Source organism: Lichenihabitans psoromatis, from assembly GCF_004323635.1.
GTDB lineage: Bacteria > Pseudomonadota > Alphaproteobacteria > Rhizobiales > Beijerinckiaceae > Lichenihabitans > Lichenihabitans psoromatis.
Genome location: NZ_CP036515.1, coordinates 3,418,251 through 3,438,393, shown reverse-complemented (window position 1 = coordinate 3,438,393; position 20,143 = coordinate 3,418,251). Strand labels below are relative to the sequence as shown.

The window sequence follows — 20,143 nt, the reverse complement described above, 5'->3', positions numbered from 1 at the left end:
GGAGAGATCGGTGACGTATTTCATCGGCATCGATGTCGGGACCTTCGAGTCCAAAGGTGTGCTGACCGATGCGTCAGGCACCATCGTGGCCCAGGCAGTCAGCCGGCATCAGATGATCGTGCCCCGCCCCGGCTGGGCCGAGCATCGCCCCGATGAGGACTGGTGGGGCGACACCGTCGCGATCACGCGGGAGCTTCTCGCCAAAAGCGGTGTCGATCCGCGCGACATCAAGGCGGTGGCGACCAGCGCCATCGGGCCCTGCATGCTGCCGCTCGATGGCGGCGGCAAACCGCTGATGAACGGCGTGCTCTACGGCGTCGACACCCGCGCCGTGGAGGAGATCAATTTCCTCATGCAGAAGATCGGCGCAGAGACGCTGCTGGCGCGCTGCAACAGCGGGCTCACCAGCCAGTCGGTCGGCCCCAAGATTCTGTGGCTCAAGAACAAGCGGCCCGATATTTACGCGCAAGCCCGCATGTTCGTCTCGGCCACGCCCTATATCACCTATCGCCTCACCGGCGACTACGCGATGGATCACTTCACGGCGGCGGGCTTCACGCCGCTCTACGATCCCGCGGCGCAACGCTGGAGCCCGGAATTCGCCGACGGCATCGTCGATCTCGCCCATCTGCCGCGCCTGCTGTGGAGCCACGAGATCGCCGGAACCATCACGGCCGCGGCGGCGGCCGAAACCGGCCTCGCGGTCGGGACGCCGGTGGTTTGCGGCACCATCGATGCGGCTGCCGAAGCGCTCAGTGTCGGCGTCACGGCCCCGGGCGACATGATGATGATGTACGGCTCGACCATTTTCATCATCCAGATCACGGCCGCTCAGGTGCGGGACCCCCGCCTGTGGTACGCGCCGTGGCTGTTTCCGGGGCTGCACGCCAGCCAGGCGGGGCTCGCGACAAGCGGCACCCTGACCCGCTGGTTCGCTGATCAGGTGTTTCGCGACAAGCCCGCCGCCGACGTGATGGGCGAGATGGCGCAGGAGGCCGCGACCTCGCCCGCCGGCGCCAAGGGCCTAATCGTGCTGCCGTACTTCTCCGGCGAGCGGACCCCCCTCCACGACCCGCGTGCCAAGGGCGTGATCTTCGGGCTCGATCTCACGCATACCCGCGCCGACGTCTATCGCGGCGCGCTGGAGGGCATCGGCTACGCGGTGCGCCACATCGTCGAGACCTTCGAGGCGGTCGGCCATGCCCCGAACCGCGTCGTGGCGGTCGGCGGCGGCACTCGCAACGGCGTCTGGCTCGGAGCCGTGTCGGACATCAGCGGCCAGTCGCAGGTGTTGCGGCAGGTCACCACTGGGGCGAGCCTAGGCGACACGTTCTTGGCCGCGCTCGCTACAGGCCATGCAACGCTGACCGACATCGAGATTTGGAACAAGGCTGCCCGCATCCAGCACCCGGATAAGGCTGTCAAGGCACTCTACGACCACCAATACGCGGTCTATCGCGCGCTCTACAGGCAGACCAAACATCTGATGGCGACGCTCTCGGAGGTTGATGGCGGGGCCGCGCTTTGAGCCAGAGCGGCCACCCGCACGAACGGAGGAACGCGATGCAGCAGCCCGATCTCGAGCTGGTCCAGGTTCGCCGCAACGAGTCGTTCAAGGTGTGGGCACACGGCTATCCGTATAAAACCGTCCGGTGGCACTTTCACCCCGAATATGAGCTGCATCTGGTCACCGCGACCACCGGCACGTTCCGGGTCGGCGACTATGTGGGGGCGTTCGAGCCGGGCAACCTCGTGATGACTGGCCCGAACTTGCCGCACAACTGGGTCAGCAATGTCGCCCCCGATGAAGTTATCCCCGAGCGCTGCCTTGTGCTGCAGTTTACGCAAGAGTTCATCCAAGGATGTCTCGCCCTGTTTCCCGAGCTCGATTTCGTCGCCGGTTTGCTGGACGAGTCGACGCATGGCATCGGCTTTCCGCCTGCCACGGCCGCGCTGGTGACGCCGATCCTCACCGAACTGCTTCACGCCATCGGGGCCCGCCGCATCGCGCTGTTCGTGACACTGCTCAACATTCTGGGGCAGATCCGGACCAGGGTGCCGCTTGCCAGCGGGGAGTTTCAGTCCGAGCCAATGAAGTATATGTCAGGTGCGATGAACCATGTGCTGGGTCATATTCGCAGGAACTTTACTGCAGAACTGCATGAGAGCGAACTCGCGAAACTCAGCGGCCTTAGTCCGAGCGCGTTTTCCCGCACGTTCAGGAAACATACTGGAATGACTTTCGTGCCCTACATCAACTTGCTTCGCATCGACTTTGCGTGCCAGCTGCTGGTTCAGGGGCGCAAAAACGTAACGGAGATCTGTTACGAAACCGGCTTCAACAACGTCTCGAACTTCAATCGCCAGTTTCTTCTGCTGAAGCAGACCACGCCCTCCAAGTTTCGCAACACCCACACGATGAATGCCGCCATGGCTGCATCGGCAGCGTGATCGGTAGATTCAATTGTACGGGGCTATCTTGTGGTCGCAAACACTGGGTTCAACCTTCACGGCGATGATCATCGGACACAAAAGCCCCTCAAAACCATGATCAAAAATCTCAAAAATACTGAAAGGATGCTTTGATGGATCAGAACTTATCGGGGAAGGTCGCGGCAGTGACAGGTGCCGCATCCGGGATCGGCTTGGAATGCGCGCGGGCCTTCCACGCGGCAGGCGCCCGCGTTGTCCTCATTGACCGTGCAGAAAATACGCTCAAGGAGGTTTGCGCGTCGCTCGGCCCAGACGCTATCCCGTTGGTGATTGACCTAACGAATCCTCAAAGCGTATCGGGGATGATGTCTGCATTGTTGAAGCAGACCGGCTCGCTCGATATCTTCCACGCCAACGCCGGATCATATGTAGGCGGGGAGGTCATCGATGGCGATCCTGACGCGTGGGACCGCATGCTAAACCTGAACATCAACGCCACGTTTCGTTGCATTCATGCGGTTCTACCGCACATGGTCGAGCGTAAAACGGGTGATATCATCGTGACGAGCTCGGTCGCAGGCTTCGTGCCGGTCGTCTGGGAGCCTGTTTACACTGCGTCGAAACACGCCATCCAGGCCTTCGTTCACACGCTGCGGCGACAAGTTAACAAGCACGGGATCAGGGTGGGGGAGGTTGCCCCCGGGCCTGTCGTTACGGCACTCCTGAAGGATTGGCCGCAAGCAAAGCTCGACGACGCCCTGGCTTCAGGGAGCCTGATGGAACCTAAGGAGGTTGCGGCGGCAGTTCTTTTTATGGTGACGCGACCGCGAAACGTCGTAATCCGAGACATCGTAATCCTGCCGCAAGGACTCGATCTTTAAGAATCTTGCAACCCACGATTAAAGACGCTTGGTCACGTTCGAGAAGTCGAGCAGCTCGGGGTTGTTGTCGCTGCACATCGGATTGGTCCGGCGGCGTCGGCACGACGCAAGCTTCGCTCGACTTTGCCCGTAGCGAAGCGGACCGTTATCGCAATCTTGCCCAGACTGGGTCAAGAACCACGCTAAGGGCCGACCGACCTCAAGTCTCGCGGGACCAGCGTGGGGCTCAACTTCTGCGTGATTGTCTGCAGTCAGCACCTATGGCCCAGAATCAAGGTTGTAATTCGAGGCGGATTTGGGTCTCGTCGTAGCGACGACAGAACGAAGATGAGAGCCAAATGCTCCACGCCGAAATTGCCCACCAAGCCCTTCGCCGAGCGGGTGGTAAAAAACACCCGCCTAGCGACCCGCCGGCATCTTTCCGCCGAAGACCGAATTCGGATCGTGCTCGACGGCCTGCGTGGCGAGGACAGCATCGACGAGCTGTGCCGCAGGGAAGGCATCCCCCAAAGCCTCTATTACACTTGGTCGAAGGAGTTCATGGAAACCGGAAAATGGCGTCTGGCCGGTGACACGACCCGGGCCACCACCACCGACCAGGTCAAGAATCTGCGCCGTGAGGCCGGCGCCTTAAAGGAGTGCGTGGCCGTTCTGACGCTCGAAAACCGTCTGCCCAAAAAAAAACATGATCGCGGATGGGGGCGACGAAGCTTGAGATACCCCGCATCCGAAAAGCCCGAAATCATCTGGATCGTCGCAGTCAAATCTGCCGGCCAAGCAGACGCTGACGGCAATCGATCGGACAAGTTCGGAGCCGTCGTATATGGCAATACTGAAACCCTCGCCAGCGAACGGCGGCATGAGATGGGCCGCGTCGCCGACCAAGGAAACGCCGTCTATCCGGGGCCAGTTGGAACGCGACCGGGAGCGCGTAGATAGGTCGGACTATGTCTGCTCCGGGCATATTCCGTTGCAAAGAGTCTGGCCTCGAATTGAAGTACCGGGGCTGAGTCAATCCTGCAGACGGACGGGAGGCGAAGCTGATGATGGGACCGCGGCAAGTCGATCAAGCAGCGCTCTTCGACGAGTTCTCACTCGAAAGGCACGTGCCGGCAGGCCATATTCTTCGCTCCATCGACCGCTTTGTCGACCTGGTCCTATGTGCGGCGGAAGTTGGCGCCATTCTACTGCACGATAGGACGGCCTTTCAAGCGCGTCCAGAAGCTCGACCGGATGCGCCTCCGAGGTCCAAACGGAGCCCGCAACGAGTTGCACCTTGCTGCCGCCGCTCAGAACCTCCGATAGATGGCCAAGCTGATCCCGATGCCAGACCTGAAACCCGCATGAGGCGGCGGTATCCATTTGCAATTGTCCGTGACCGCAAGCCATCGCTGGCCTGCTCCGCCCTTGATGCGCAGTTTTTCAATTGAATAAGTCAGAAGTAGACGGACGGCATCAATCTGCTTTTAAATGACAATTAAACCGACGCGGACTTTTGGTCGAAACAGAAGCGTCTCATCGTGCGGATCACCATGAACGCGGAGTTTGGCCTCCAACACGATTCATGCGTCTCGACGCCCGCGCCTTGGATTAGCCTCCGGGCGGTCGGACTGGTCAGACCCAATAATCGCAAACTGAACCGCTTATGACTTTAGGTCATTGACGGACTTCAGCAACATCGCCGTCTCAGGCTCCCTTCCATTGCAAAATGTATAGGCCCGCGTTGTAGTCCGTGATGTAAATAAGCCCGTCTGGCTGCACGTTGACGTCGCAGGTGTGAATGACGCGGTGCCGATCGGGTCGCGTATCCAGCCACTGCTCGGGCTCGCTCGGGACAAAAAAGCCGATTTCAAGCGGTTGGAACTGGTTGCGGATGTCGAACACGCGCACCCCCGCATTCTGATAGGTCGCGAACACAAAGTCGGAGCTTTGGAAGGCGCCGGGCCGGTTCTCATGGAGGTTGTGCGGACCGAAATGGCCGCCTTTGGCCACGTAGTCCTGGTCGGACGGAGTCGGGAAAGTCGCGATCGTGACCGGGTTCTGCGGCGCTCGGATGTCCACCACCCAGGTGTATTTCATAGGCTCCTGGTCGATGTCGAGCACCGCCTCATCGGCTACAATGCAGAGGCCCCGGTCGACCAACGGCAGGGCGCTGTGGGTGCCGCCCGCGAACGGGGGCGACCAGTTGGTGTGGGAGATCAGCTTCGGCGCGGTCTTGTCCGAGATGTCGAGGAGGGTCAGGCCGCCGTCCCGCCAAGACGCATAGGCGGTGTCGCCCGCGATCACGGCGTGGTGCAACGCAACGCGCCCCGGCATGGTCAAAGTCTCGCCGTCCGCGGCCCACATGCCAGGCAGCGCCCAGCGTCCGACCTCGCGCGGATGCGCAGGATCCTGCATGTCGATCACGATGAACACGTGGTCGGTGTAGCCGTCCAACAGGGCGGACGCATAGGCGTAGCGGTCGCCCACCCACCAGATACGATGCAAACCCAGCCCTTCAACCTCCATGAAGCCGATCGGGCGCGGATGAACGGGGTCGGAGATGTCGTAGACCCGCATGCCGGCCGTATAATCCTCGCCGCGGGTCCCAAACTTGCTCGAGTGCACGCCCTCGATCGAATGACCGTAATATTCGGTCTCCCTCACGTAGACCGAATAGAAGTTGAACTCTTCCACCACGAGCAGGATGTCGTTCGCTGTCTGGATATGGACAGACCACGATCGCTTGTGCGTCGGCAGGAAGTTGACCGGCACAGGGTTGCGCGGATCCCGCACGTCAATGACGCTGACGCCGCCGCTGAAGACGTGGCTGACGAAAGCGTAACCCTTGTGGATCATGCACTGGATGCCGTCGGCGCGGCCGGCCTGGTTGGTGCGGCCCACGAATTCGATATTCCAGGCCGCGTCAAAGAGCTTGCTCAATTGATCCTCCCGATCGTGTGGTAATTGTTGTTGTCGCGGTGTCGTAACGCCGTCAGGGATGCAGCGCGAGAACGCCGCCCTGCACTAGGAGCTGGTCGTAGGTATCGAGGTAGCGATTTTTGGCTAGGGGTAGATGGTCCCGCACCAGGGCGACCAGACCGGCGCGGTCGCAGCGGCGGCAAGCGTCGATCATCTCCCAATGGTCGCTGCAGACACGCTCCAGGAAGCCTCGGTCCATGTAGGGATGGAAGCGTACCGTCAGGGCACGTGTAGCGCATTGCTCAATCATCTCGACCAGGACGAGATTGCCGGACTGCGTGTAGAGCGTGCCGTGGAACCTGTTGTTATGGTTGAAGATGCGCCGCAGATCGTTGCTGGCAACGGCCTCCTGGTGCTCCCGCTGAATGGCGACGAGCATGTCCAGTGCGGCCGAGTCGAGGGGCAACGGTATGGCTTCGACCGCGGTCGTCTCCAGCAGTATGCGGACGGCGTAAAGCTGCTCGACGCGCTCGGGCTTGAGGTCGAGCACCGAGGCGCCTTTGTTACGCTGCCGGTCCACAAGCCCGGCATGTTCCAGCGCCGCGAGCGCTTCGCGGACCGCCGCCCGGTGCGAGCCGAACCGCGACACGAGATCGGCTTCTACCAGTCGCTCGCGCGGGTTGAGCCGCCCGAACACGATGTCGTCACGCAGCGCATCGAAGATCTCCTGGCCGGAGCTCGATAAGGAGGACTCCAGCCCGGGCCTCATGGGCCGAACTCGGCCAGCAAGCTTTTGGACGCTACGGTCATGATGCGCAGGTCCGACCCCGTCACGAAGAGGCGGTAGCCGACCGCGTGCATTTGCTTGGCATAGGCCGAGGTCTCGCAGGCAAGTCCCGCCATGATGCCGGCCGCGACGGCGCTCTTGGCAATGTGGCCAAGGGCCTCGACCACGACGGCGTCGTCAGTGTCCATCCTCGGCGGCCGGCCGAGGCTCGATGCGATGTCGCTCGGTCCGGCGAACAGGCCGTCAAGTCCGGGCACCCGCGCGATGGCATCGAGCTGCTCGAGGCCCCCGGGCGTTTCGATCATGGCGATGGCCAGCACTCCGCTGTTAGCCTTGGCGACATAATCGTCGCCGAACAGCAATCGCGCCCGGATGGGCCCGATGCTACGGTTACCGACCGGGGGGTAGCGGCAGGCCGCGACCAGCAGTTGTGCCTCTGCTACCGAACTCACCATCGGGCAAATGATGCCGCTGGCTCCGGCATCGAGCAGTCGCCCGATCAGTGCGGGGTCGAGCGCCGGGGGACGTACCAGGACTATCGCCCCGAGGTTGGTCGTTACCTGGAGCAGCCGGACCATCTCGTCGAACCCGGTCATGCTGTGCTGCATGTCTGCCACAAGGCAGTCCCAGCCGACCCGCGCAATCATCTCCCCGGATAACGTCGAGGCGCTATGCAGCCACGTCGTTCTAATCCCGCGGTGTTCCGAACCACTAATCGTTTTGAGCGTCTCGGTGCGCATTGACATCTCCCAATGGCGAAATCACTAAGATCGACGCGCAAAAATGTCAAATAAGATTGTTTGACAATTTGATCTGGCTTCCGCTTATTAGCGCCCAACGGTCCGCGTCAGACGGCAGCCGCTAGAGGGGAGAAATGATGACGCCAAGCATCGACCAGGACCGCAGCGCTGCGCCTTCGGCGGAGACGGCCGTCCCGATCGCTTGCCGTCTGGCGGGTGCGGGCAAACGGTTTGGCGGCATCTGGGCGTGCCGGAGCGTCGACCTAGAGATCCGGGCCGGCGAGGTCCACGCGGTCATGGGCGAGAACGGAGCTGGCAAAAGCACGCTGATGAAGATGCTGCACGGTATCCACTTGCCCGACGAGGGGCATGTGGAGGTCGCAGGCAGCATCGTCTCTTTGACCTCGCCACGCATAGCCGAAGCCGCGGGCATCGCCATGGTGCCGCAAGAACTCGACCTATTCCCTGACCTATCGGTCGTCGAGAATCTGTTCGTGGGGCGGGTTCGCCCGCGCACGCGCCTCGGCACCTTCGACTGGGCCGCGATGCGCCGGCAGGCGGCAGCGGCGTTTGGGCGGCTCAACGTCAGCTTCGACCTCGACGCGGCAGTGCGCTCCCTGTCGGGCGCCAATGCCCAGATGGTGGAGATCGCGCGCGCCCTGATGCACGATGCCAAGGTCGTGATCCTGGACGAGCCGACCGCCGCCCTCACCGAGAGGGAGGCTCAGCGCCTGTTCGGCATCGTGGGCGAACTAACCCGCCGCGGTGTTGCAATTGTGTACATCTCGCACCGGCTGGACGAAGTGTTCCAGATTTCCGACCGGATTACAGTGATGCGGGATGGCGAGCAGATACACACTTGCTGCACCCGCGATCTCGACATGTCGCGGCTAATCCAGATGATGGTTGGCCGCCCGCTCAGCAAATTGTTCCACCGCACGCCGCACTCGCCCGGCGAGGCGCTGCTGGAGGTGCGTGGGCTCGGGCGCACCGGCGCGTTCAAAGACATCTCGTTCACGCTTCGGCGGGGCGAGATTGTCGGCCTTTCCGGGTTGATCGGTGCGGGCAGATCGGAGGTGGCGCAAGCCATCTTCGGCATCGCACCCGCCACCCATGGCAGCATCCTCATAGAGGGGCGTCCGATCCCCATCCCAAATGCGAGCACCGCTATTGCGCGCGGCATCATCTACGTGCCTGAGGAGCGGCGTTCGCAGGGACTGGTTCTCGACTACCCAATCGATTGGAACATCGCCTTCAGTGGCCTCGACCGGATCTCTCGGTTGGGGTTCGTGTCGCGCCGGCGGGAGCGGGAGATTGCAGAGCGCTTCCGCGCGTTGTTCGCGATCCGGAGCAGCAGCCTCAAAGCCCCGGTGCTGTCGCTGTCCGGTGGCAACCAGCAGAAGGTGCTGCTCGCCAAAGCCCTGGTGGTGGAGCCAGATATCATCCTGCTCGACGAGCCGACGCGCGGGGTCGACGTCGGCGCCAAGGCCGAGATCTACCGCATAATCGACAACCTCGCGGCGGCTGGCAAAGCCGTGCTGTTGGTGTCGTCGGAGATGAACGAAATATTATCGATGTCGGATCGCATTCTGGTCATGCATCAGGGCCGCCTGACCGGCGCCTTCCAGGGGCCAGACTTCTCACCCGATGCGATCGGGGCTGCCGCGGCGGGCATCGTCGCCGAACTGGCTGAGGACCCGGCTCTTCATCCGGGGTCGGTGCATTGACCGCGCCCTGGGTCGATCGCGCCGTCAAGCGGCCCGAGGCCGCTCCCATCGCGTTTTTAGTGGTGGTCTCGCTTCTGCTCGGCCTGACCACTCCGGGCTTCTGGTCGAGCGCCAACCTCCTCAACATCATCAGCCAGGTCGCGGTTGTAGGCATAGTCTCGCTCGCGCTCAACCAGGTGATCCTGTCCGGCGAGATCGACGTGTCGATCGGCTCGTTGCTGGCGGCCTGCGCCTTTACTTATGCGAGCGTGGGCCACCTCATGGCGAACCCGGTCCTGCCGCTGCTTGCAGCCCTGGGGGTGGGTCTCGGGGTCGGCGCGCTTAACGGAGCGATCGTCACTGTAGGCCGCGTCCCCTCTATCATCGCAACGCTCGGCATGCTGCTCGCCTTGCGCGGCGTGGTTCTGCTGATCGGGGCAAACGGCGTGCTGCTGGTCCCCGACGGAATCCGCGCCTTCGGGCTCGGCAGTATCGCAGGCCTGCGCGCGCCTATTGTCGGTCTGGTCCTCGTCTTCGTTCTCTTCGACCTCGTCAATCGCAATACTGAATGGGGTCGCGACATCCTGGCCGTCGGCAGCAACCGCCGGGCCGCCGACGCGGTCGGGCTGCGGGCGGGTTTCGTGAAGTTCCGCTGCTTCCTCGCCACGGGCCTGGGCTGCGGCCTTGCCAGCGCGATCTTTGCGGGCCAGATCGGCGAGATCCAAGCGACCGCCGCGACCGGATTTGAGCTACAATGCATTGCGGCAGTCGTGCTGGGCGGCACCAGCATTACAGGCGGGCGCGGTTCCACCGTCGCCCCAGTGATCGGTGCCGTACTGGTCGGCGTGATCCTGAACGCGCTTACGCTGAACAGCGTCCCGGGTACGTTCGAGCAACTGGTCTTAGGCCTTTTGATCCTGCTCGCGATCTCGGTCGACGCCCTGCGGTTTCGCGCTTCAAGGAGGCTTTCGTGAGCCAGCCCACGACTCGCCTCACCGCACCCGTCGAGGCACCACCGCCACGGCGCTTCGTCTTCACTCGGACCCACGGGCTAGCCCTCTTACTCGTCGTTGAACTCTCCGGACTGGGTGTGCTCGTTCCGGGCTACCTCGACCCGAGCAGCCTGCTCGACACCTCGCGCACCTTTATTGAGACCGGCATACTGGCGCTCGGCATGACCTTCGTGATTGTGTCGGGAGGCATAGATCTCTCTATCGCTTCGCTACTGGCCCTCGTGTCGGTCGTTATGGGACTCTCCTATCAGGCCGGGCTTCCGCTTCCAGCCGCCATGCTGCTCGGGGTCGCGACGGGGATCGCGGGCGGCCTCGTCAACGGCGCGGCCGTGGCCTATCTGGGCCTACACCCATTCGTTGTGACGCTCGCTACCATGGCGATCTACCGCGGTGCGGCCTACGCCATCTCAAACGCGGCGGCGGTGTCGGATTTCCCGCCCTGGTTCGCCAGCATCGGGCAGTCATACATCGCGGGCGGCCTGGTGCCGGCGCAATTACCCGCCCTCGTGGTCGCGGCCCTGGCGTGCTGGCTGCTCCTCGATCGCACCACCTTCGGGCGCAGGGTCTACGGCATCGGCGCGAACGAACTCGCAACCCGCTTCTCTGGCGTTCCGGTCGAACGCGTAAAGCTCGCTATCTATGGCCTGATGGGCGGCCTCGTCTCCGTCGCGGCCATTATTCAGACGGCCCGGGTTTCAACGGCGCGCGCCAATGCCTCGTTGGGGCTGGAACTGCCGGTCATCGCGATGGTGGTACTGGGCGGCACCAAGATCACGGGCGGTGCCGGCACCATCCCGGGAACAGTGCTGGGTGTCTTGGTGCTGGCATACCTGCAGGACGGGCTGGTCTCTGCCGGCGTGCGCAATGATTGGGGGCTCGTCATCGTGGGCGCCTTCCTAATCCTCGGTGTGCTGGCTAACGAGTTTTTCCGTCGCGCGCCCCGCTGAGGCGGCGCACGGCTCACAAGATCCCGCCGCCTAGGCGGGCCGCCGATCCGGCAGCTTCGACCGGACAACATTGTTTTGGGGAGGACATTCAGTGTCAAACGACGAACGACGCCCGTCCGGGCTTCTCTATCCCACGCGCCGCCAAGCCATGATCGGCATCGGCGGCGGCCTGCTCGCCGGCACCTCTGGCCTGCTGAGCGGGCCCGCGTTGGCGGCCGGCCAAACGGTCGCCTTCGTGCCGAAATTCACGAGCGATCCCTATTTCGTGTCCGCGAACCAGGGCGCGCAGGAAGCCGGCAAGGAACTCGGCCTGACGGTCCAGTACAATGGGCCCGTGGATGCCAATGTCGCCGGCCAGGTCGACATCGTCGATCGTCTGATCCGGAGCCGAGTCGATGCGATCTCGATCTGCGCGCTCGATCCCACCGCACTCGCGCCGTCGCTAATGCGCGCCCAGCAGAAAGGCATAAAGGTTAACACCTGGGACGCGGACGTTAAGTCCGAGGCCCGTCAGGTGTTCCTAAACCAAGCGTCCTACGCCGCCATCGGCGAGACTATAGCCGACATTATGGCCAAGGGGGCCGGGACCTCGGGCGACTTTCTGATGGTGACCGGCTCGCTGACGGCCTCGAACATGCTGGCCTGGATGAAGGCCATCACGGAGACCGTGGCGAGAAAATACCCCGACATGCACATCAAGACGACGCTACTTGGCGAACAGGACATCGAAAAGGGCAAGAACATCACCCTCAATTACCTGCGCGCCAACCCCGAAACCAAGGGCGTGTTTACGGTGGACGGCATCGCCGAGGTCAGCGTGGCCGAGGCGGTAAAGCAGCTCGGGTTGTCCGGCAAAATTACCATCGCCGGAATTGGCGTTCCCAACTCGATCCGACCCTACATCAAAGACAGTGTCATTAAGGAAGCGGTGCTTTGGAGTCCGGTCGATATCGGCTATGCGGCCCTCTTCATTACCAAGGCACAGCTGGACGGCACGCTCGATCCGGCCAAGGGAGTGGTGAAAGCCGGGCGCCTCGGCGACCTCAAGTTCACCGCGAAGGACGAGATCTTACTCGGGCCGCCGCTGGTTTTTAACAAGGATAATATAGAAAAATATAACTTCTAAGCGTGCATCCCGCTCCTCAGGAGGGCTGCCCCGCAAGGGGGGCGCCTTCTGAGGGCGGCCCCGCGCGGATCAGCCGCCCACACTGTTCCAACCCCGGCCGGCGTCTCCGAAGGCAGTCCAGCCAGTCTCGGTGACGGCCACCGTATCCTCGAGCTTGATAAAGCCACGGCGGGGATGAAGTAGCGTGGTCTCGATGGACAGAACCATCCCGGCCTCGAGCGGCCTGTTGGCATGATAGGCCTCGTAAGGCACCGCGGATCGCCCCGTCAGCCAAGGGGCCTCGTGGCTGACGATGCCCATCCCGTGCGCCACGAAATCGAGCCGCTCGCGATGGGGCGAGCGCGCCAGCATTGCCTCGGGGGCCGCGAAAACGTCACCGCCCCGCGCCCCTGCGAGCACTGGTCCGCGGGCCGCCATCTGGATGGCGTTGATCTCCGCCAGCAGATCCTCAAGTTCCGCGTCGGGCTCGCCCAGGATCGCCATGCGGCAGAGATCGCCGATGTAGCCGCCGATGTTGCCGCCGGAATCGAGCGACAGGACTTCCCCCTCCCGCCACGCCTGCCCCGACGGGGCGCGGTTGAACGACTGCCCCATGGTGATCAAACAATAGTCGAACGTGACGCCGCGCACGGTCTCCTCGTAGCGGAGCGCCTCCGCGATGTTCGCCTTGGTGGCACCCTTCCCGTGCTGTCCGATCACGGCAAGCATAGCCTCGACAACTTTGGTCGACGCATCTTCTAGCTTAGTCAGCTCTGCCTGTGTCTTGACTGCCCGGAGCAATTCCAAGGGCAGCGTGGCCGACTCTAAGGATACGCCGGGCAAGCCGTCGCGAAGCACCTCGTAGGCGTCCACCGGCAGAAAGCTCGTCTCGATGCCTATGCGCCGCGCCCGAGGGGCGCAGTGACGCAGGGTCGAAACCGCGGTCGCGGCTGTCTGCCGCGAGGTCATGTTGTTGAAATGGGTGCTGTCGACCCAGAACTTGCCGAGCTCGCGCTCGTGGTCCTCCATGGGGCTGGCGATATAGGTCGCCTCGCGGGATCGTCCCTTGACGTAAACGAGGCACGGCAAGTAGCGGCTCAAGCCGTGCGCATCCATGTTGGCGTAGAAGAAGTAGCGATAGCCACCCAGCATGTACTGGATGTTGTGCTTGGACGTCACCAACACTGCATCGAGCCCGGCATCGTCCAGCAGTCCGTCAAGCCGGGCGGCATCAAACGGCACGTCAGGGAGCCGCGCCGCCACGATTGGCTGTTCCTCGACCGATTCCATCGTCATCTATCGTCCCCTTTCCGCCGGCTTTTCCAGCACTTCGCTGGTCAGGGCACCCAGCCCCGATCTCCAAAGCTTTCGATCACGCGCTCGACCTGCTGCGCGGCCAGGCGAAGGTCGTCGAGCAACGAGCCCTGCAGGTCGGCCGGCGTGCGACGCATTCGGTGCGAGGCGACGCTCATGGCGGCGATCACCTGGCCGTCCCGATCGCGCAGCGGAACCGCAACCGACAGCGTACCGTCCTCCATCTCGTCAATGGCCAATCCGTAGCCGCGCACGCGGGTAAAGCCAAGTTCGCTGCGCAACCGCACCGGATCGGTGATCGAGGCCGGCGCACGGGCGACCAGCGGCCGCAGCGCCAGGACCCGGTCGAGGTCAGGCTCCGGCAGACAGGCCAGCAGCGTCTTGCCGCTCGCCGAGCAGTGCGCCGGCAAGCGGTCGCCGACACCAAGGCGGGTCGTGAATATTCGTCGCGTCGCGTCGCGGCAGACGAACAGGGTATCCGGTCCGTCGAGGACGGAGACCGAGCAGGGCTCGTTTAACCGGTCCGCGATATCGATCACATACGGCGCTACGCTGGCCCACACTCCGCCACTGCGGATAAGGCCCGCGCCTAGCTGGAGAACGTGCGCGGTTAGCCAAAACAGCGTGCCGTCCGACCGGACATAGCCGAGTTCGCGCAAGGTTAGTAGCAGACGCCGGGCGGCGGCCCGACTGATCCCTACCCGTTCGGCGGCCTGGCTGACCGAAAGCGACGCGGCCGAGTCAGACAAAGCGCCGAGAAGATCGAGTCCGCGCGCCAGCGTTTGCGAAAAGTCCGGCTTGGCAATCTGCGGTTTCAACATGCAAACTCCTTTTGCGCGATTATCGCACAAATGTGCGAAAAATTGACGTCGTGGTCAAGCCGTGCCATTTTTTTTTGTTTCGAGAGGCGAACGGGGAGATCGCGGCATGGCGGAGTGGCTCAAGCGGGGGATGGACGTGCAGCAGGCTCGCGCGGCCGACCGGCAGGTGCGCACGGTCGTCGAAGCCGCCCTTACCGATATAGAGGAGCGCGGCGAAGAGGCGGTCCGGGCCATGTCGGTCAAGTTCGACGGCTGGAATCCGGCAAGCTTTCGCCTGAGCGAGCGGGAGATCGAGTCCTGCCTTTCCCGGCTGTCCGGCCAGGCGCTGGACGACATCCGATTTGCTCAAAGCCAGGTTCGCAACTTCGCCCAGGTGCAGCGCTCCGCCCTGCGCGATGTCGAGACCGAGACGCTGCCGGGCGTATTCTTAGGTCACAAGAACGTACCGATGCGCTCGGTCGGCTGCTACGTGCCGGGCGGCAAATATCCGCTGCTGGCATCGGCTCACATGTCGGTCATCACCGCCAAGGTGGCAGGCGTCGCCCGCGTGATCACCTGCGCGCCGCCCTACCGGGGCGAGCCGGCGCCGGCCATCGTGGCGGCCCAGCACCTCGCCGGTGCCGATGAGATCTACGTGCTCGGCGGTATCCAGGCGATCGGCGCCATGGCGCTTGGCACCGCCACGATCGCGCCGGTCGACATGCTGGTCGGCCCGGGCAATGCCTATGTGGCCGAAGCCAAGCGCCAGACCTTCGGACACGTCGGGATCGATCTTCTGGCCGGCCCGACCGAAACCCTGGTCATCGCTGACGACTCGGTGGATGGCGAGATTTGCGCCATCGACCTGCTGGGGCAGGCGGAGCACGGACCCAACTCGCCCGCCATCCTGCTCACCGTCTCGGAGAAGCTGGGTCGCGCCACGATTGAGCAGATCGAGCGTCTCCTCACTATCATGCCGACCGCCGCGGTGGCGGCCAAGGCTTGGGCCGATTACGGTCAGGTGATTGTTGCGCGCGACTACGACGAAATGCTTGCGGTCGCCGACGACATCGCCTCCGAGCACGTGCAGGTGATGACCGACCGCGATGGCTGGTTTCTCGACAACATGTCGAACTACGGCGCGCTGTTCCTCGGCCCCCGCACCAACGTGGCCTACGGCGACAAGGTCATCGGCACCAACCACACCTTGCCGACCATGAAGGCCGCGCGCTACACGGGCGGACTCTGGGTCGGTAAGTTCCTGAAGACCTGCACCTACCAGAGGGTCGAGACCGACGAGGCGTCGGCGCGCCTAGGCGAGGTCTGCTCGCGGCTCTGCGCGCTCGAGGGGTTTTCGGGCCATGGCGAGCAGGCCAACGTCCGGGTTCGGCGCTATGGCCGCCGCAATGTCGAGCCCTACTCCGCCGTCGATGCCCGGTGAGCCGATGAGCGAGGCTTATCCCCGCACGCCATCGCTGCGGCTGGATGGCCGCAGCGCGGTCGTGACCGGAGCCGGTCGCGGCCTGGGGCTCGCGGCGGCACTCGCCCTCGCAGATGCCGGCGCGGTCGTTACCCTCGTGAGCCGGACGACGACTGAGATCGAGGCCGTGGCGCAGGAGATCGAGCGGCGTGGCGGCACGGCGGAGACCGTAACGCTAGACGTCGGCGACCGCGACCGTTGCGCGGCCGTGCTCGGCGCGGTGGGCCCCTTCGACATCCTCGTAAACAACGCGGGCACGAACCGGCCGGCACCGTTCCTGAATGTGTCAGCAGGCGACTATGACGCCGTGTTCGCGCTCAATGTCAGAGCGGCGTTCTTCGTGGCGCAGGCCGTGGCGCGCCACATGGTCGAGGCCGGGCGCCATGGCTCAATCATCAACATGTCGTCGCAGATGGGACATGTGGGCGGTCCCGGCCGGACGGTCTATTGCGCCACAAAACACGCCATCGAAGGTCTTACCAAGGCGATGGCGGCCGAGCTCGGCCCCAAGGGGATCCGGGTTAACAGCCTATGCCCGACCTTCATCGAAACACCGCTTACCGCCCCGTTCCTGGCTGACGCAGATTTTCGGGCCTTTGCGCTTGCCAAGATTAAGCTCGGCCGCATGGGGCGCTTAGACGACATTATGGGCGGGGTCGTGTTCCTGGCCTCCGAGGCCTCAGCCCTAATGACCGGCGCCGCCCTGATGCTCGACGGCGGCTGGACGAGCACGAGCTGATCTCCCGTTTTAAGTTCGGATGGAGCCCATGAACAATCGCAAAAAGGTCCTCGTCATCCAGCGTATCGCCCAACCGGCGCTGGACCTGTTCTCGGCGCGGGACGACATTGAGGTCGAGGTGCTGACCGACACCAGCGCGACCAACATCGCGGCGCACGTGGGCGACGCCGACGCAATTACCATCCGGGACGCGCCGCTGCCTGCAGAGGCGCTCACGGGCGCCCATAAACTCAAGATCATTTCGCGCCACGGCGTCGGCTACGACAACTTACCGCTTGCCTTCTGCACTGAGCGCAGCATTCTAGTAACGATTATCGGTGACGTGAACGCCGTCGCGGTCGCAGAGCATACCTTGTACCTGATGCTGGCGGTGGCCAAGAACGGCATCCGGTTTGACCGCGCCGTCCGGGCGGGCGATTTCGGTATCCGCGGTCGGAAATCGACGTTCGAGCTGCGGGGCAAGACGCTGCTGCTCGTTGGCTATGGCCGCATCGGCCAAGAATTCGCGGCCCGCGCCCGCGCTCTTGGCATGTCGGTCGCGGCTTACGATCCGTTCGTGGATCGAGCACGCTTTCCCGACGTGCGGTTCTTCGACACTCTACACGAAGCTCTGGCAGAGGCCGACGTCGTATCGCTGCACGTGCCGCTCGGAGACAAGACCCGCAACCTCATCGACGTGCTCGCGCTGGCCCGAATGAAGGACAACTCGATTCTCATAAACGCCGCGCGCGGCGGTTTAATCGATGAGGCGGCGTTGGTGTCGGCTCTTGAGGCCGGCCGCCTGCATGGCGCTGGGCTCGATGTGTTCGCCCGCGAGCCCCCGGCCGCCGATGATCCGCTGCTCGGCCGCGAGGACATCGTGTTGAGCCCGCATTGTGCGGCCCTCACCGCCGACTGTCTGGTCGACATGGGCAAGGCGACCGTCCGCAATGTGCTGGCCGCCTTCGATGGAACACTCGACCCGCGTTTGATCGTGAACCGTTCTTTGCTTAAGTGAAACCGCCTTGACACGGTCTACTTCACGACGGTTTTCCGCTTACGGAAGTCCTGACGAGAGGGAGGCCTCTATTACACTGGGTCGAAGGAGTTCATGGAAGCGAGAAAACGGCGTTTGGCCGGCGACAAGGCTCGAGCCGCCACCAGCGTCAAGGTCAAGAACCTGCGCCGTGAGGCCGGCGCCCTGAAGGCGTGCGTGGCCGATCTGACGCTCGAAAACCGTCTGCTGAATAAAAAGCAAGATCGCGGATGGGGGCGACAACGCACGAGATACCCCGCATCCGAAAAGCTCGAAATTATCCGGATCGTCGAGCAGTCACATCTGCCGGCCAAGCGGACGCGGGAGAAACTGGGCATTGCGCGCCGAACCTTCTGCCGCTGGTTTGACCGCAATCTCAGCGGCGGTCCCGAGGCGCTAGAGGACCGCCCATCGGCGCCGGGCCGGTTCTGGAACCGTATACCGGTTAATATCCATGACCAGATGATCGAACTGGCGCTGGATAATTGCGAATTCTCGTCACGGGAACTGGTCGTCCGTTTAACCGACGAAAGGCGATACGTCGTTTCGATAGCGATAGTCTATAGGCTTTTACAAGCCCACGACCTTATCACCAGCCCGGTGCGGTGCAGCGGGCGTTCGACCATGCCGCCCGCATAATTGTGGTGCGGTCGTAGGTGCTGGTTGGGGTGCGATAGCGGAGCACGTGGCATTCAACGCTGGTTTCCTAGTTCTGAAAACTAGAAATGCGCGTATGCCTTGTTCATATTTATCTAGTTATGAAACATCTATTCCGACACTCAGGAACCTGTTGCATGCTTACTACCGGGAACCAACTTAAGGCGGCTCGCGCTTTAAGTGGGATAGAACAGGCGGATCTGGCTGACAGAGCCAATTTGAATGTCAACACCATCCGCAGAATGGAAAAGGCCGCGGCATGTCCGATCGCTGGCCGGGCTGCCAACGTCCAGGCAGTTGAGCGCGCCCTAGAAGCCGCTGGCGTCGAGTTCCTGAACCATGGTCAGCCAGGCGTGCGGTTGAGAAAGGCCGATAAGTGAACAAGCCGGCGCGCTTTACAGTAACCGAGGTTCGCAGTGCTATTCGCGCAGCCGAGCGGGAGGAAATCGACTGAATTGTTGAAATCGCCTTGGACGGTGCGATCAAGATTTCCCGTCAGGCGACCAGCGAGTCAGCGCACAATGCGCTTGGAATAGCCGAGTTGCAGATCCGCCCAGACTATTTAATCGCGCTGAAGACGGTGCTGGAGCATTCTAGGCGGTAAGGACAAAGTGCCTGAGCCACAAGCGGATCGAAGCGACGAGGACGAAGCCGAGGAAGCTCTCGGCTGTCTTGTCGTATCGTATCGCCAGTCGTTGGCTGTGTTTAAGCTTTGCAAAGCAGCGCTCGACCGTATTGCTCAGGGCATAGATGTGACAGTCGATGACGGGCTGGACCTTACGGTTACGATTGGGGGGGATGACGGCGGCGACGTCTCTGGCTGCCAGATCGCAGCGGATGAAGTCGGCTCGTATCCCTTTTGACGGACTTCCAGAGCCGCTCGACGGAGACGTTTTCGCGCCAAGCGCCCCTGCCGTCCATGCTGATCTTGATCTCCTTGGAGAGCAGGAACTTCATGAAGTCGATACTGGTGAACTAAAAACCCTGCTTCGTGTTGGAGACGTCCGTCGCTCCGAAGCGGGCCAGACCCTCCTCGACCGCCTCGATCGCCATGCGCTTCGTCAGCGTGGCGATTGACGCGGCCGACGGTGATGCCTTCCCCAGCAAGGAGGTCGTGCAACATGCGGCTGCTGGCGAAGGGATACTCAAGATGCAACTCGTCGATCCGCCGCATCAGCGCGAGACCGGCAGCCGGGACCAGGCGCGGCAGATAATAGACGCTGCCACGGCTGATGCCGAGCTCTCCGGCCTGCCGGGCAACCGGCAGATCAAGCGAGCGCTCGATCATCGTCTCCTGCTCGGCAACAGTCCGGCCTTGTCGAGCGCGCCTTCCCAAAAATCGTTGGCAAATGTCAGTCCCGATCTTGGCATGCAGCGTCTTCACGTCGATGACAGAGGTGGCGGCGATGGCTGTCGTCTCTGATCCGACGACGCCAGCGGTGCCCCCAAAGGCTGTGAGCGCCATTGCGTGATCTGATTGGGATGCACGTCGAACTGTTGCGCCAGTTCCGCCAGCGTCTTCTCGCTAGGCACGGCCGCGAACGCCACCTTCGCCTTGGCGGCCGGGCTGTGGTTCCGCCTGGATCTCTTCCTCATCGTCTTGATCTTCCCCCGCCTTCACGGAC

General features: G+C 62.9%; 15 protein-coding genes and 4 pseudogenes. 12 read left to right on the top strand and 7 right to left on the bottom strand.

Annotation, left to right across the window (positions count from 1 at the left end; translation table 11 throughout):
* Positions 1-10 precede the first annotated feature (10 nt).
* The 4 genes and pseudogenes from EY713_RS16000 to EY713_RS15985 form a co-directional block, all read left to right on the top strand.
* Entirely contained in the window at positions 11-1,528 is a 1,518-nt protein-coding gene (locus tag EY713_RS16000; RefSeq protein WP_131116591.1) for an FGGY-family carbohydrate kinase, read from the top strand.
* A gap of 35 nt (positions 1,529-1,563) precedes the next feature.
* Entirely contained in the window at positions 1,564-2,451 is an 888-nt protein-coding gene (locus EY713_RS15995) for an AraC family transcriptional regulator (RefSeq protein WP_131116588.1), read from the top strand.
* A 134-nt stretch (positions 2,452-2,585) separates the two neighbouring features.
* Positions 2,586-3,314 carry an SDR family oxidoreductase gene (locus EY713_RS15990; protein WP_131116585.1) on the top strand — a complete coding sequence of 243 codons (729 nt, stop codon included), beginning with the start codon at positions 2,586-2,588 and terminating at the stop codon, positions 3,312-3,314.
* 327 nt (positions 3,315-3,641) lie between these two features.
* A pseudogene (locus EY713_RS15985) lies at positions 3,642-4,101 on the top strand (transposase); the annotation flags it as partial.
* Positions 4,102-5,000: 899 nt separating this feature from the next.
* Here the strand turns inward: EY713_RS15985 and EY713_RS15970 are convergent.
* Genes EY713_RS15970 through EY713_RS15960 form a run of 3 tightly spaced genes read right to left on the bottom strand, consistent with a single transcriptional unit; the run spans position 5,001 to position 7,742 of the window.
* Positions 5,001-6,236: an LVIVD repeat-containing protein gene (locus EY713_RS15970; protein WP_245572752.1), complete on the bottom strand. Its 1,236-nt coding sequence runs from the start codon at positions 6,234-6,236 to the stop codon at positions 5,001-5,003.
* 52 nt (positions 6,237-6,288) lie between these two features.
* The gene (locus tag EY713_RS15965) at positions 6,289-6,984 is read right to left on the bottom strand and encodes a GntR family transcriptional regulator (RefSeq protein WP_131116582.1); all 696 of its coding nucleotides are present in this window, start codon (positions 6,982-6,984) and stop codon (positions 6,289-6,291) included.
* On the bottom strand, positions 6,981-7,742 hold the full coding sequence (locus EY713_RS15960; RefSeq protein WP_165491160.1) for an HpcH/HpaI aldolase family protein: 762 nt from the start codon (positions 7,740-7,742) through the stop codon (positions 6,981-6,983). The genes EY713_RS15965 and EY713_RS15960 overlap by 4 nt, the downstream gene beginning before the upstream one ends.
* 134 nt (positions 7,743-7,876) lie before the next feature.
* Here EY713_RS15960 and EY713_RS15955 point away from each other — a divergent pair, with 134 nt between their 5' ends.
* The 4 genes from EY713_RS15955 to EY713_RS15940 all read left to right on the top strand — a co-directional run bounded on the left by EY713_RS15955 (position 7,877) and on the right by EY713_RS15940 (position 12,534).
* Positions 7,877-9,469 carry a sugar ABC transporter ATP-binding protein gene (locus EY713_RS15955; protein WP_245572751.1) on the top strand — a complete coding sequence of 531 codons (1,593 nt, stop codon included), beginning with the start codon at positions 7,877-7,879 and terminating at the stop codon, positions 9,467-9,469.
* Positions 9,466-10,422, top strand: coding sequence for an ABC transporter permease (locus tag EY713_RS15950; RefSeq protein WP_131116576.1), 957 nt, complete (start codon positions 9,466-9,468; stop codon positions 10,420-10,422). Before EY713_RS15955 ends, EY713_RS15950 begins: the two co-directional genes overlap by 4 nt.
* Entirely contained in the window at positions 10,419-11,408 is a 990-nt protein-coding gene (locus EY713_RS15945; RefSeq protein ID WP_131116573.1) for an ABC transporter permease, read from the top strand. The genes EY713_RS15950 and EY713_RS15945 overlap by 4 nt, the downstream gene beginning before the upstream one ends.
* Before the next feature lie 148 nt (positions 11,409-11,556).
* Complete coding sequence (locus EY713_RS15940) at positions 11,557-12,534, top strand: substrate-binding domain-containing protein (protein WP_131116569.1); 978 nt, start codon at positions 11,557-11,559, stop codon at positions 12,532-12,534.
* A gap of 69 nt (positions 12,535-12,603) precedes the next feature.
* Here EY713_RS15940 and EY713_RS15935 read toward each other — a convergent pair whose 3' ends face one another.
* Positions 12,604-13,809, bottom strand: a complete 1,206-nt coding sequence (locus EY713_RS15935; protein WP_245572750.1) for a M24 family metallopeptidase — start codon at positions 13,807-13,809, stop codon at positions 12,604-12,606.
* A gap of 41 nt (positions 13,810-13,850) precedes the next feature.
* Positions 13,851-14,648, bottom strand: coding sequence for an IclR family transcriptional regulator domain-containing protein (locus EY713_RS15930; RefSeq protein ID WP_131116565.1), 798 nt, complete (start codon positions 14,646-14,648; stop codon positions 13,851-13,853).
* Positions 14,649-14,754: 106 nt separating this feature from the next.
* On the opposite strand from EY713_RS15930, the gene hisD reads away from it, so the two are divergent.
* The 4 genes and pseudogenes from hisD to EY713_RS15910 form a co-directional block, all read left to right on the top strand.
* Positions 14,755-16,068 (top strand): histidinol dehydrogenase, encoded by a 1,314-nt coding sequence (gene hisD, locus EY713_RS15925; RefSeq protein WP_131116562.1) that lies wholly within the window; start codon positions 14,755-14,757, stop codon positions 16,066-16,068.
* A gap of 4 nt (positions 16,069-16,072) precedes the next feature.
* Positions 16,073-16,846 (top strand): SDR family NAD(P)-dependent oxidoreductase, encoded by a 774-nt coding sequence (locus tag EY713_RS15920; protein WP_131116559.1) that lies wholly within the window; start codon positions 16,073-16,075, stop codon positions 16,844-16,846.
* 19 nt (positions 16,847-16,865) lie between these two features.
* Entirely contained in the window at positions 16,866-17,843 is a 978-nt protein-coding gene (locus EY713_RS15915) for a hydroxyacid dehydrogenase (RefSeq protein WP_131116555.1), read from the top strand.
* Between the two features lie 66 nt (positions 17,844-17,909).
* A pseudogene (locus tag EY713_RS15910) lies at positions 17,910-18,461 on the top strand (helix-turn-helix domain-containing protein); the annotation flags it as partial.
* A gap of 650 nt (positions 18,462-19,111) precedes the next feature.
* Here the strand turns inward: EY713_RS15910 and EY713_RS15900 are convergent.
* Together EY713_RS15900 and EY713_RS23215 are read right to left on the bottom strand one after the other, a co-directional pair.
* Positions 19,112-19,378: pseudogene (locus EY713_RS15900) on the bottom strand (transposase); the annotation flags it as partial.
* Positions 19,335-20,114 (bottom strand): annotated as a pseudogene (locus tag EY713_RS23215) (transposase family protein); the annotation flags it as partial. The pseudogenes EY713_RS23215 and EY713_RS15900, both read right to left, overlap by 44 nt.
* Between the last annotated feature and the right edge of the window lie 29 nt (positions 20,115-20,143).

Coding starts and splice junctions, on each gene's coding strand:
- EY713_RS15995 (WP_131116588.1), top strand. CDS start 1,564: ATGCAGCAGCCCGATCTCGAGCTGGTCCAGGTTCGCCGCAACGAGTCG.
- EY713_RS15990 (WP_131116585.1), top strand. CDS start 2,586: ATGGATCAGAACTTATCGGGGAAGGTCGCGGCAGTGACAGGTGCCGCA.
- EY713_RS15965 (WP_131116582.1), bottom strand. CDS start 6,984: ATGAGGCCCGGGCTGGAGTCCTCCTTATCGAGCTCCGGCCAGGAGATC.
- EY713_RS15960 (WP_165491160.1), bottom strand. CDS start 7,742: ATGCGCACCGAGACGCTCAAAACGATTAGTGGTTCGGAACACCGCGGG.
- EY713_RS15955 (WP_245572751.1), top strand. CDS start 7,877: ATGATGACGCCAAGCATCGACCAGGACCGCAGCGCTGCGCCTTCGGCG.
- EY713_RS15940 (WP_131116569.1), top strand. CDS start 11,557: ATGATCGGCATCGGCGGCGGCCTGCTCGCCGGCACCTCTGGCCTGCTG.
- EY713_RS15935 (WP_245572750.1), bottom strand. CDS start 13,809: ATGACGATGGAATCGGTCGAGGAACAGCCAATCGTGGCGGCGCGGCTC.
- EY713_RS15930 (WP_131116565.1), bottom strand. CDS start 14,648: ATGTTGAAACCGCAGATTGCCAAGCCGGACTTTTCGCAAACGCTGGCG.
- hisD (WP_131116562.1), top strand. CDS start 14,755: ATGGCGGAGTGGCTCAAGCGGGGGATGGACGTGCAGCAGGCTCGCGCG.
- EY713_RS15920 (WP_131116559.1), top strand. CDS start 16,073: ATGAGCGAGGCTTATCCCCGCACGCCATCGCTGCGGCTGGATGGCCGC.
- EY713_RS15915 (WP_131116555.1), top strand. CDS start 16,866: ATGGAGCCCATGAACAATCGCAAAAAGGTCCTCGTCATCCAGCGTATC.